Genomic DNA, 12138 nt, shown 5'->3' on the forward strand with positions numbered 1-12138 from the left:
AGCCCCGGCAGTGCGTCAGGGAGCCGACCGTCCCGGCCGGCCACCGGGGCGCTCCATCGACGCCGCGCACCAGCGGAACGGGCGGCACACCCAGCTCGGCCAGGCAGGCGCGTGCCACCCGCCGGACCGTGGCGTACTCGGCACGGCGCGCGGGCAACACGTCGGCCACCTGCCGCCGTTCCGCCTCGAAGAGTTCAGGGCCGGTCAGCTCGCACGTGGTCTCCCCGGCCGACGCGTACGCCGGCAGCAGGGTCCGGAGCACGCTGGAGTCCGCCGTCGTACGGGTCAACCGGATACCGCCGTCGCCCGCAGCGCCACCTTGTCGATCTTGCCGACCGGGGTTCGCGGCAGCACCGGCAGCTCGCGCACCTCGTCGGGCAGCTTGAACGCGGCCAGCCCCCTGCCCGCCAGGTACCGTTTGATCTCCACCAGTGACGGCGCCTTCCCCGACGCGCGGGGGGTCACGAACACGAGGGTGGCCTCGCCGAGTTCCGCGTCCGGCCGGGCCACCACCGCGGCGTCGTCGATCGCCTCGTGGGTGCGCAGGTGCCCCTCGATCTCGTCGGGTGACACCTTCTCGCCGCCCCGGTTGATCACGTCCTTGGCGCGCCCGACGATCACCAGATTGCCCTCGGGGGTGAGCCGGGCGAGGTCGCCGGTGCGGAAGAAGCCGTCGGGGGTGAACGAGGTGCGGTTCGCCTCGGGCGCGTTCCAGTAGCCGTTGATGGTGTACGGGCCCCGCGTGACCAGTTCGCCCACCGCACCCTCGGGGACCTCGCGCAACTCCTCGTCGACCAGGCGGATCTCGTCGAGTTCGGACAGCGGGCGGCCCTCGGTGCCGTGCACCACCTCCTGCGGGTCGTCCAGGCGCGTGTAGGTGAGCAGGCCCTCGCCGATGCCGAACCAGTTCGTGATCCGGCAGCCGAGCGCGGACTGCGTGCGCCCGGCGGCCTGCTCGTCGAACTTGGAGCTGCCCACCTGGAGGAGCACCCCCTTCATGTCCACCGGGCGGTTCTCCGCGACCTTGGACCACAGCGCCGCGAGGGCGGGCACCACGGTGGTGTGGGTGACGCCCTCCCGTTCGATCAGCGGGAACACCTCGTCGGGGGAGGGGCTCGCGGCCAGCACTGCCTTGCCGCCCACCAGCAGCGCGCCGAGCACTCCCGGGCACCCCAGGGCGGCGTTGTGGGCCGCCGGGTTCACCGCCAGGTACACACTCTCCGCGTCGAACTCCAGAGCCCGGGCGCAGGCGGCGATGTTGAAGAGGTAGTCGTCGTGCGTACGCGGAATCAGCTTGGGCTTGCCGGTGCTGCCGCCGCTGAGCAGCAGGAACGCGACACCGGACGGATCGACCCCGGGCAGCGGTCCGCCGTCGGCGCCCTGGGCGCACACCCGGTCCAGAGGTGTGTGGTCCTCGCTGTCGCCCGCCACGATCACCGTGCGGACGCCGGGCAGGGACGCGGCGTGGCGGGCGAGGGTGCGGTAGTCGAAGCCCTGGAAGCGGCCTGCGGTGACGTAGCCGACCGCGCCGGAGGCCTCGATGAGGTGCCGCACCTCGCTCTCCCGGTGCCCCGGCAGCGCGAACACCGGGATGACGCCCGCCCGGAACATCGCCACCGTGACGGTGAGGAACTCGACGACGTTCGGGAGCTGGACCATGACGCGGTCGCCGGGGTTCACCCCCATGGCCAGGAGACCGTGTGCGATCTCGTCGGCCTCGGCGTGCACCTCGCCGTGCGTGGCACGGCGTCGGCGGTCCACGGCCGCGGTCCTGTCGGGAAAGGCCAGCGCCGCCTTCGTCAGCGCGTCGCCCAGTGGCACCCCCCGCCAGATCCCGGCGGCCCGGTAGCGGGCGGCGTCCTCGTCGCTCCACGGCGTGAACTCATCCATGGCGGCCAGTCTTCCGGCCCGTCGGGGGGCACCGCCCGGGACGAACAGAGGCGTGAAAGAGACGACGGCCGCCTCTGTGATCGCTTCTATCGTCACGAGCGTCGCCGAAGAGTTCCCGGCTTTCCGGGACACCCCGCCGAGGAGTGATGGATGAGCCGACCACATACGCTGAGCTGGCTCGACGCACCCCGCGACGACACCGGCGTGGAGATGTTCGACGAGACGTCCCACACGTACCGGCCCTACCCCCAGCTCGCCGACGCGGCGAGCAGGATCTCGGGCGGGCTGATCGGGGAGGGCGTGCCCCGCGGGGCCGTCGTGCCGCTGCTGTGCTCCACCGGACCCGACCTCATCGCCGCCTTCTACGGGGTGCAGGCCGCCGGATGTGTGGTGAGCGTACTGGCGCCCCCCACGCGGATGTCGGGCGAGGCCGCCCGCGCGCACGTCCGCGCCGCCGTCACCGCCGTGGACGCCGGAACCGTGGTGGTGGACGCCGCCCACCACGACTACGCCGTGGACGTGCTCGCCGAGACCGCGCCGCGTACGCGCGTACTGCTTCTGGAGGAGCTGGCCCTGGGCGAGCCCGGCCGACGGGCGCCCGACGAGCAGGCCCTCGTCCAGTTCACCTCGGGCAGCTCGGGCCGGCCGCGCGGAGTGAGGATCAGCCACGCCGCACTCGACGCCAACACCGCCGCGATCCGCGCCTGGGAGCGGGCGGGCCGAGACGACTCCTGGTGCTCCTGGCTGCCGATGCACCACGACATGGGGCTCATCGGCTGCCTGGTGGTGCCTGTCTCCGGCAACAACCGGCTCGCGGTGTGCAGGCCGGAGACCTTCCTGCGCCACCCGCTGTCGTACGTCACCCGCTTCGACGCCAACCGGGTCGACCGGCCCGCCACGATCACCGCCACCCCGGCGTTCGGCCTGCAGCGCATCGTGGACCGCGTCGGCCACGCCGACCTCGAAGGCGCCGACCTGTCCCGCACCCGGGCGGTCATCGTCGGGGCCGAACGCATCGACCCCGCGCTGGTGACCCGCTTCACCGACCTGATGCGCCCGCACGGCCTCTCCCCGCGCGCCCTCACCCCCGCCTACGGCCTCGCCGAGAGCACGCTCGCCGTCACCGGGGTGCCCGTCGAGGAGGTCCCGCGCGCGGCCCGCGTGCACCGGGACGACCTGACGATCGGAGCGCGGGTGAGCCTCGCGGCCGGGGCCACGGACCGGGAGACGGTCCAGGTGATGAGCTGCGGCCGGGCACTGGACGGCCTGACGGTGCAGGTCGTCGGCGAGGACGGAGAACCGCTGCCCCAGGGACACGTCGGCGAACTGGCCGTCTCCGGCTCCTCGTTGGCCGACGGCTATCTCGCGGACGGCTCCGCCGAGAGCACCGCTTTCGAGAACGGACGGCTCCTCACCCGCGACGTCGCCTTCGAGCTGGCGGGCGAGTTCCACGTGCTGGGCAGGCTCGGCGACAGCGTCAAGGTCCACGCCCGCTCGCTCTTCGCCGAGGACGTCGAGCTGATGCTCGGGCGGGCCGGACTCAACCTGAGCAGGGTCTGCGTCGTGCTCGGTGAGGCGGACGGACGCCCGCACGCCGTGGCCGTGTTGGAAGGACTCGACAGCCGGGCCGCCGAAGTGGCTGAGGACGTGCTCGCCGCCGCCTGCCCCGGCACCCGCCGGCACGTCGCCCGGGTGGCGCGCGGTGAGATCCCCCGCACGAGCAGCGGCAAGAGCCGCCGCCGTCAGCTCTGGCAGCGCCTCAGCCAGGAGCACGCCTTCGACGCGGTGCCCGCCACGACCGACGCTCCCGCCTGACCGGCCCCGGAACACCACTGCCCGACCGGCCCCCAGAACAGGAGACCACATGTCCTACTCCAGCGAAGAGGTGCGCGAGACCGTGCTCGCGATCATCGAGCAACTCGCCCCCGAGCGGGGGCGGTTCGAGCCGGGCAAAGACATGCGTCTGGTCGAGGACCTCGGGTTCCACTCCCTGGCCCTGCTGGAGATGGCGTTCGCGATCGAGGACGACTTCGACCTGCCGCCGATCGACGAGCAGACCGGACGTGCCATCCAGACCACCGAACAGGTGCTCACGTACGTCCTGAGCCAGGTCGAGGTCCGGACGCCGTCGTGATCGCCACCACCCATCCGAGCACGACGACGCCATGAAGGAATGAAGGAGCCACGATGACCGAGGCGATCTCCCTCTCGGACCTCACCAAGCGATTCGGCCAACAGACCGCGCTCGACCGGGTGTCGCTGCGGATTCCCACCGGAACCGTGGTGGGCCTGCTCGGCCCCAACGGAGCGGGCAAGACCACCCTCATCAACTGCCTGACCACACTGCTGCAGCCCGACGGCGGCACCATCCGCGTCCTGGGGAACGACCCCGGCACCGACCCGTCCCTGGTGCGCGCGAACATCGCCGTCACCGGCCAGTTCGCCGCCCTCGACGAACAGATCAGCCCGCGCGAGAACCTGGTGTTCTTCGGCCGGCTGCTGGGCCTGGGCAAGGGCGAGGCCCAGCAGCGGGCGGGGGAGATGCTGGAGCGGTTCGAGCTGGGCGAAGCGGCGTACACCCCCGTCGCGTACCTCTCCGGCGGTATGCGGCGACGCCTCGACCTCGCCGTCAGCCTGGTGGTCCCCCGGCCGGTGCTGGTGCTGGACGAGCCGACCACCGGCCTCGACCCGCGCAGCCGCAAACTCCTGTGGGAGATGGTCAGGGCCGAGGCCGCACGGGGGGTCGCCGTCCTGCTCACCACGCAGTACCTGGAGGAGGCCGACCAGCTCGCCGACCGCATCGTCGTCATCGACAAGGGCCGCGTCCTCGCGGACGGCTCGTCGGACGAGCTCAAGCGGGACGTGGGCGGCCTCATGTGCCGGCTCACCCTGACCAGCGCCGCCGACGCCGAAGCGGCGCGCCTCGCCCTCGGTGAACTGCCGGGCGTGACCGCCGAGGGCGACAAGGTCGCCGTGCCCATGTCGCGTCCCGAGGACGTCGCCGGGGTGCTCGCCCGGCTGGACGGAAAGGGGCTGGGGATCGCCGACATCGAGGTGACCAAGCCGACGCTCGACGAGGTCTTCTTCGCGTTCACCGAGCCGATCGAGAAGGAGGCCAGCCGATGAGCACCACCACCGACGTCGCCGCGGTGCCCGGTGCCCCGCCGCCACCGGGCCGCCCGGCGGGCTGGCAGCACGACTTCCAGGTGCTCTTCGACCGGGTGCGGGTGCGCTCGTTCTCCCGGGGCGGACTGGTCGCCACCGTGGTGCAGCCGCTGCTCTTCTTCGCCATCTTCTACTGCACCTTCGCCGGCATGCTCGACGAACGGGGCATCGACTTCGGCCGCTTCGTCACCCCGACCGTCCTGGTCCAGGCCCTGATGTTCGTGGCCATCGGGAGCGCCACCGACCTGGCCGCCGACCGTTCCAGCGGCGTCTTCTCCCGCCTGCTGACCAGCCCGGTCGACATGCGCGCGATGAGCCTGGCGCACCTGGCCGTCGTGGCGCTGCAAGGGCTCCTGTCCAGCGTCGCGGTCGTCCTCGCCGGGCATCTGGTCGGGTTCCGCTTCGACCACGGAGTGCTCGCCGCACTGGGATTCGTCGTGTTCGCCGTGGCGTTCACCGTCGCCCTGTCGCTGGCCACGGCCACCATCGCGCTGCGCCTGCGCAACCTGGAGGCGCTCAGCGCGGTGCTCCACCTGCCGTACCTGCCGCTGCTGGTGCTCTCCACCGGCTTCGTCGAGGCGGACCTCTTCCCCGGCTGGCTCCAGCCGATCGTCTCGGCGTCGCCGGTGTCCGGGGTGATCGACGCGCTGCGCGCCCTGTCGACCGCCGAACTCACCTGGGGCGCGACGCTGCCCGGCCTCGCCTGGCTGGTGGGGCTCGTCGCCCTCTTCTCGTGGACCACGACCGTCGCCTTCAGGAAGGTGGCCATCCGATGACCGTGCAGTCACCGGGGCCCGTCGCACCGACGGTGCTGCCGTCCCCCTCGCCCGAACCGACCACCCTGGCCGGGGCCTCCGCGATCATCGCCGGACGGGTGATCCGCCAGTTCGTCCGCAACCGGATGATGATCATCGTCACCGTCGCCTTTCCACTGCTTCAGCTCTTCATGCTGCTGGCCGCCTTCAGCGTGCTGGTGCGCGACACCCAGGACGTCGACTACGTTCGCCGGCTCGCCCCGCTGATCGTGCTCACCACGGCGTTCTCCTCGATCCTCACCACCGCGATCGCCCTGTGGAGCGACATCCGCAGTGGCGTGTTCAACCGGCTGCGCGCGATGCCGCTGGACATGCGCGCGTACGTCTTCGGGCGGATCGGAGGCGACTTCGTACGCATCATGGCAGTGGCCGTCCTGGTGACGCTCGTCGCCCACACGGTCGGCTTCCGGTTCTCCCAGGGGCTGCCGGCGGTCCTCGGCTTCTTCGGCATCGTGGCGCTGTTCGGGATGATGTGCAGCGCGCTGGCCGTCGCCGTCGCGCTCGTCGCCCAGCACCCCGGCATCATCGTGCGCTACGTGCAGATGCCCACGCTCGTCCTGACGTTGATGTCCACCGGCTACGTACCGCTGCAGGCCTTCCCGGACTGGATACAGCCCGTGGTGAGCGTCAACCCCGTCTCCCTGGCGACCGACGCGCTCGTCGGGCTCTCCCACCAGGGCGCCCTGACCGCGCCGGTGCTCGGCACCGCCGCCTGGACCCTCGGCCTCACGGCGGTGTGCACGGTCGTCGCCACGCGGCGCTTCGCGATGCTCGTGAAGCGCGGCTGAGCATGGCGGACGTCGTCGTACTGGGCGCGGGGGTGGCCGGTCTGGCTCTCGCGACCTTCGCCACCCAGCGCGGACACCGCGTGACGCTCGTCGAACGGGACGGCCCGCCACCCGGCGGCGGGGCCCACGCCGAGGTGGCCGACTGGGAACGGCGCGGAGTGCCGCACGCCCGTCAGGGGCACGCCCTGCTCGGCCTGGGCATCGGGGTGCTGCGGGAGGAGTGCCCCGAGGTGCTGGCGGACCTGACCGGCCGCGGCGCGGTCCCCGTGGAGCTGGAGACCGGCGGCGACGACCTCGGTCTGCTCAGCCGCCGGCTGGTCTTCGAGGCCGCGCTGCGCCGCAGGGTCGCCGCCGACCCCGCGGTCACGCTGCTGCGGGACCGGGCCACCGGTCTGCTGAGCACCGATGCGCCGCACGGTGTTCCCCACGTGCACGGGGTACGCCTCGCGGAGGGCGGTGAAGCGACCGCCGACGTGGTGCTGGACGCCACCGGCCGCAGGTCGGCGGCGGCCGCCTGGCTCACCGCGATCGGTGGCGCCCCGCCCCGGGAGACGGCCCAGTCCTGCGGGTTCTCCTACATCGCCCAGGAGTTCGCGCTGGGCGGCGACCAGCGGTTCCCGTCCCTGGCGGCCCCGGTGGTGCACGAGCTGGACTTCGCCACCGTGCTGGCCTTCCCCGGGGACAACGGCCGTTTCCACCTGTCGACCACCGTGTCCTCCCACGACCCCGTACGGACCCGGCTGCTGGAGCGCGCGGTCTACCTCCGCTTCCTGGCCAGCGTGCCCCCGGTACGCGACTGGCTGCACGGTGCGACACCCGTCGGCGACCCGATGCCGATGGCCGGGCTGGAGAACCGCCGCCGGTCGCTCACGGCGGACGGCGCTCCGCTGGTCACCGGCTTCGCGCTGGTGGGCGACGCCTGCGTACAGACCAACCCCACCTTCGGACGAGGCGTCTCCCTCGCCCTGGCGCACGCCCAGACCGTCGCCGAACGGCTCGGACGCCTCGACCAGGACCCGGTGGACTGGGCGACGGAGACCCACGAGGCCACCGAGCAGTGCCTGGGTCAGTGGTTCGAGCAGCAGGTCGCCACCGACGCCGCCCGGCTCGCCGAACTCGCGGGCGGCGCGCACGACGACTCGCTGACCGCCCGCGTGCTCACCGCCCTCGCGGTCCTGCGCGAGGAGGACGAGCACGTCCGGGTCGCCGCCGAGCGGGTCTACCACATGCTGCTGACCCCGGCCGAGCTGATGCGCGACCGCAAGGTGGCCCGCCGGGTGCTCGCGTTCCTGCGCGAACACCCCGACCTCCGACGCGAGCACGTCGGACCCAACCGTCAGGACTTCGAGCGCCTGGTCACCGGCTGAGCGCCCACAGAAGGGAAACACCATGAAAGTCACCCTGCCCACGGACGTCACGCTGAGCTACGACGTCTACGGTCCCGAGGACGGCCCCGTGGTCGTGCTCGTGCCCGGCCAGCACCAGGCATCCCTGTTCGAGACCATGCAGGTGCCGCAGCTGACGAAGGCCGGCTACCGCGTCGTCACCTTCGACCTGCGCGGCGTGCATCCGTCCGAGGAGACCCCTCCGCCGTACACCGTGGAACTGCTCGGGCAGGACCTGGCCGCGCTCAACGAGGCGCTGGAGCTGGGCCCCTGTACCTACATCGGCTACTCGGTGGGTGCGATGATCCTGCTGGAGCTGGCGATGAAGCGCCCCGACCTCATCGAGCGCGCCGCCCTCATCGGCGTCCCGTGGAAGCCCGGCAAGCTGCAACAGGCCATCCAGGCCGAGGCGGTGGAGCGGCTCAAGAACGGGCACAAGATCCCGGCCCTGCTGGAGGGGACCTTCCGGGCGATGTACCTGTTCGGGCCGCGCGCGCTCAACCGCGACCAGTTCATCGCTCCCTACCTGGAGGGGCTGGCGGGCCTGGCCGAGTCGGGCGGGCACGGCGCCATCGGTCACGCCGAGGCGAGCACCGACTTCCGGCCCAGCGACGAGGAAGTGGCCGCCGTCCGGACGCCGTTGCTCGTGGTGGGCATGGAGCACGACATCGTCGCGCCCCGGCACCTGTCGCGGGAGCTGGCTGACCTGATCCCCACCGCGGAGTACACCGAGATCCGCAACTGCGGCCACGCGTCCCTGCTGGAGAAGCCCACCGAGGTCAACGCGCTGGTCGCCGACTACCTGCGGTCCGGCAAGGTCGGCACTCCGCGCGGCTCGCGCCGCATCGCCGAGGACCGTGCGGAGGGGAGCTGACGCCCTCTCGCGGTACGACAGCGGCTCCCGGCCTCCGTGTGAGGCCGGGAGCCGCTGTCGTACCGCCCGTCACGGCAGGGCGCTGAGTCGGTACAGCCGGTGGAACGGGTGCCCCACGTCGATGACGCGGGTGGCCAGGCCCGCGTCGGCGGCGTACGCGCGCACGGTGTCCGGACGCATCACCGTGCCCGTGGCCGCGCTCGGCGTCCGGCTCATACCGACGGGCAGGCAGTGCAGCACGCTCACCGAGTAGTGGAAGCGCTCGCTGTCCGACGCGGCCGGGGTGAACCGCTCGCCGACGGACGGCTCCATCAGCAGCACCGCGCCCCCGGGAGCCATCAGCCGACGGCAGGCCCGCAGCACGTCCACCGGCGCGGACATGTCGTGCAGGGCGTCGAACACGCAGACCAGGGTGTGACCGGCCGTTCCGGCGTCATTGGTCACCTCGGCGTCACCGGCGTCACTGGCCCGGAACGTGACCCGGTCGCGCAGGCCGTCCGCGGGATCGGTGGCGGCCAGGTTCGCCTCGGCGTCCCTGATCGACGCCTCGTCGAGGTCGAGCCCGTGCACCTCGGCGTCCGGGAACATCCGGGCCAGGGCCAGGGTGGAGAGGCCGGAGCCGCATGCCACGTCGGCGATGCTGCTGCCGGGGACCCGCAGCCGGGCGTCGATGTCGGGCAGGTGGCGGCTGATCCAGCCGGGCAGGTGGTGGTCGAAGACACCGCGGTTCAGGCCCGCCTGGCCGCCGCGCAGGGCCTCGCCGTAGGCCGCGTACGGAAGTCCCCGGCGACCGCGGTAGGCCTCCACCAACTGCGGCAGCACGGACGCCATGCCGCCGATGGGCATCACGACCAGCGGGGCGATCCAGTTCGGGCTGTCGGCGTCGAGGAGCGCCTCCGCGTGTGCCGGTGGCAGCGTGAACCGCCGTGCCTCCGGCGGTGCCTCGGGCACGTCGACGGTCAGCACACCGGCACAGGTCTGCTGTTCCAGCCACTCCCGGACCATCCGGGCGTCGAGGTCGGCCTCCTCGGCCACCTGTGCGGCCGTGGCGGGGCCGGTGCGGCGCAGGGCTTCGTAGAGGCCCAGTTCCAGGCCCAAAAAGCAGGTCATCAGTTCGGCCGAGGCGAGCCCGGCGCCGAAGAGCCGCAGCGAGAACGCCTGCGTGGGGTCCGCCGCCGGTCCGCCGGGCCTCCCCGGTCGGCCGGGCGGCGTGCGGGGGGCGTCGGGGGAGCGTGTGCCGGGGGCGGTACGACGGTAGGCGGCGGCCACGGCGGTCAGAGGTGGGCGAGGACGTTGACGACGTTGCCGTCGTGGTCCCGGTAGAAGAAGCGCCGTACTCCCCACTCCTCGTCCGCCGGTCCGTACAGGATCTCCAGACCGGCGGCACGGGCCCCTTCGAGAGCCGCGTCCACGTCCTCCACCTCGATGGAGGCCGCCGGGTTCACCGGCCCGGTGGCGTCCTGGGTGATCAGGCTGACCTGCACGGAGTGGTCCGTGGGCGGGGCGAGCGTGGCGATCCAGCCGTGATTCATGATCACTTCCATTCCGGTGACCCGGACGTGGGCTTCCACTGCGGAATCGAGATCGCTCACCGTGAGCAGCGGCATCGCGCGGAGTACAGACATGTGCGCCAGCGTATTCGGCCCACGGCGACGCCCGCGGTGCCTTTCCACCCTCTTTCACACTCGTCTCACGGCCCTTGCCGCGGCCGTACGTTCTCCTCGCATCGGCCTCCCCGCGTGAGTGTGCGCCGGCCGAACCCGCCAACCCCAGAGGAGGACTGACGTGGGACTCGTCACCGCGACCGGCACGGACATCCCGGAATCCAGGCTCGCGGAGCTGGGTGAGGCGATCAGGGGCCGGACCATCACCGCGCAGGACGTCGACTACGACGAGCGCAAGCAGATATGGAACGGCTACTTCCAGAAGAGCCCCGGGGCGATCGTCCAGGTGGACGGCGCCTCCGACGTCGTGAAGGTCGTCAACTTCGCGCGTGAGAACGACGTCGAGCTGGCCGTCAAGGGCGGCGGCCACTGCTTCGCCGGCACCGGCACCGTCGAGGGCGGACTGCTGCTCGACACCTCCCGGCTGCGCGGCATCCGGGTCGATCCCGCGAAGCGCCGCCTGGTCGTCCAGCCCGGACTGGAACAGGGCGACGTCGACGCCGAGACGACCAGCTTCGGCCTCGCCGTGACCGGCTCCCAGGAGTCGTACATCGGCATCGGCGGACTCACCCTCGGCGGCGGCCTCGGCTGGCTCGCCCGCTACCGCGGTCTGCTCGTGGACAACCTCGTCTCCGCCGACATCGTGCTCGCGAGCGGCGAGCTGGTGACCACCACCGCGCAGGACCATCCCGACCTGTTCTGGGCGATCCGCGGCGGCGGTGGCAACTACGGTGTGGCCACCCGCTTCGAGTTCGACCTGTACCCGCAGGGCGACTGCATGGCGGGCCTGCTGGCCTTCCCCATCGACCAGACGGTGGACGTGGCCCGGAGGCTCGACGAGTTCAACCGGACCGCCCCCGACGAGCTGACCACCTCCTTCGCCTTCCTCACCGCCCCGGGCGGCGAACCGGCCATCGGCCTGGGTTTCGTGCACGCGGCCCCCGACGACAGCACCGAGGACCTGATCGGTCGGATGCGCGGCCTGGGCACCGGCGCGCTCCTCGACTTCTGCGGACCGATGCCGTACGTGGCCGTGCAGCGCATGCTCGACGAGAACACCGTCGCGGGCCACCGGTACTACCCGCGCTCGTTCCTGCTGCCCGAACTGCGGGACGAGCCGTTGCAGGTCCTGGCCGACGGCTTCGTCAACGCCCCCTCCGAGCGGAGCCTGGTCGGCGGCGGCCTGATGGGCGGGGTGATGTCGAACGTGCCGGCGTCGGAGACCCCCTTCCCGCACCGCGAGGGCTACCTGACGAGCATCCTCACCTCCTGGACCGACCCGGCCAAGGACGAGGAGGCCGTCGAGTGGACCGAGAAGGTGTACGCCGAACTCCTGCCGTACACCACCGGCGCGGTCTACGCCAACCACCTGGGAGCGGACTCGGCCGAGCGCATCGAGGACGCCTACGGAACCAACTACGAGCGGCTGACCCGGATCAAGGCCGTCTACGACCCCGAGAACTTCTTCCACACGAACAACAACATCAAGCCCGCGAGCTGACACCGGCCCGCGAACCGACACCGGTGGGTCCGGCCGCGGGACGCGGCCGGACCCAC

The 12138-nt window shown here is 72.1% G+C and carries 11 protein-coding genes and 1 pseudogene; 8 read left to right on the plus strand and 4 right to left on the minus strand.

The annotated features are described in order from the left end of the window. Both ACYVE9_RS06455 and ACYVE9_RS06460 read right to left on the minus strand, forming a co-directional pair. Positions 1-289: pseudogene (locus ACYVE9_RS06455) on the minus strand (4'-phosphopantetheinyl transferase family protein); the annotation flags it as partial. Next, positions 286-1890, minus strand: a complete 1605-nt coding sequence (locus ACYVE9_RS06460) for a (2,3-dihydroxybenzoyl)adenylate synthase (RefSeq protein ID WP_461026751.1) — start codon at positions 1888-1890, stop codon at positions 286-288. The pseudogene ACYVE9_RS06455 and the gene ACYVE9_RS06460, both read right to left, overlap by 4 nt. A gap of 150 nt (positions 1891-2040) precedes the next feature. Between ACYVE9_RS06460 and ACYVE9_RS06465 the strand changes: the two genes are divergently transcribed. From ACYVE9_RS06465 to ACYVE9_RS06495, 7 genes are read left to right on the plus strand one after another with little or no spacing between them, the layout of a single operon-like run. Then, positions 2041-3705 (plus strand): AMP-binding protein, encoded by a 1665-nt coding sequence (locus tag ACYVE9_RS06465; protein WP_461026752.1) that lies wholly within the window; start codon positions 2041-2043, stop codon positions 3703-3705. Between the two features lie 49 nt (positions 3706-3754). Continuing rightward, on the plus strand, positions 3755-4024 hold the full coding sequence (locus tag ACYVE9_RS06470) for an acyl carrier protein (protein ID WP_461026753.1): 270 nt from the start codon (positions 3755-3757) through the stop codon (positions 4022-4024). A 53-nt stretch (positions 4025-4077) separates the two neighbouring features. Further along, entirely contained in the window at positions 4078-5016 is a 939-nt protein-coding gene (locus tag ACYVE9_RS06475) for an ABC transporter ATP-binding protein (protein ID WP_461026754.1), read from the plus strand. Then, positions 5013-5831 carry an ABC transporter permease gene (locus ACYVE9_RS06480; RefSeq protein ID WP_461026755.1) on the plus strand — a complete coding sequence of 273 codons (819 nt, stop codon included), beginning with the start codon at positions 5013-5015 and terminating at the stop codon, positions 5829-5831. Before ACYVE9_RS06475 ends, ACYVE9_RS06480 begins: the two co-directional genes overlap by 4 nt. Continuing rightward, positions 5828-6658: an ABC transporter permease gene (locus ACYVE9_RS06485; RefSeq protein ID WP_461026756.1), complete on the plus strand. Its 831-nt coding sequence runs from the start codon at positions 5828-5830 to the stop codon at positions 6656-6658. The genes ACYVE9_RS06480 and ACYVE9_RS06485 overlap by 4 nt, the downstream gene beginning before the upstream one ends. 2 nt (positions 6659-6660) lie before the next feature. Continuing rightward, on the plus strand, positions 6661-8025 hold the full coding sequence (locus ACYVE9_RS06490) for an FAD-dependent oxidoreductase (protein WP_461026757.1): 1365 nt from the start codon (positions 6661-6663) through the stop codon (positions 8023-8025). Between the two features lie 22 nt (positions 8026-8047). Next, complete coding sequence (locus ACYVE9_RS06495; RefSeq protein WP_461026758.1) at positions 8048-8917, plus strand: alpha/beta fold hydrolase; 870 nt, start codon at positions 8048-8050, stop codon at positions 8915-8917. A gap of 69 nt (positions 8918-8986) precedes the next feature. Here ACYVE9_RS06495 and ACYVE9_RS06500 read toward each other — a convergent pair whose 3' ends face one another. Then, positions 8987-10186 (minus strand): class I SAM-dependent methyltransferase, encoded by a 1200-nt coding sequence (locus ACYVE9_RS06500; protein WP_461026759.1) that lies wholly within the window; start codon positions 10184-10186, stop codon positions 8987-8989. Positions 10187-10191: 5 nt separating this feature from the next. Continuing rightward, complete coding sequence (locus tag ACYVE9_RS06505) at positions 10192-10542, minus strand: VOC family protein (RefSeq protein ID WP_461026760.1); 351 nt, start codon at positions 10540-10542, stop codon at positions 10192-10194. Positions 10543-10702: 160 nt separating this feature from the next. Here ACYVE9_RS06505 and ACYVE9_RS06510 point away from each other — a divergent pair, with 160 nt between their 5' ends. Continuing rightward, positions 10703-12082 carry an FAD-binding oxidoreductase gene (locus ACYVE9_RS06510; protein WP_461026761.1) on the plus strand — a complete coding sequence of 460 codons (1380 nt, stop codon included), beginning with the start codon at positions 10703-10705 and terminating at the stop codon, positions 12080-12082. The last annotated feature ends 56 nt before the right edge of the window (positions 12083-12138 follow it).

This window comes from Streptomyces sparsus, from assembly GCF_054776295.1.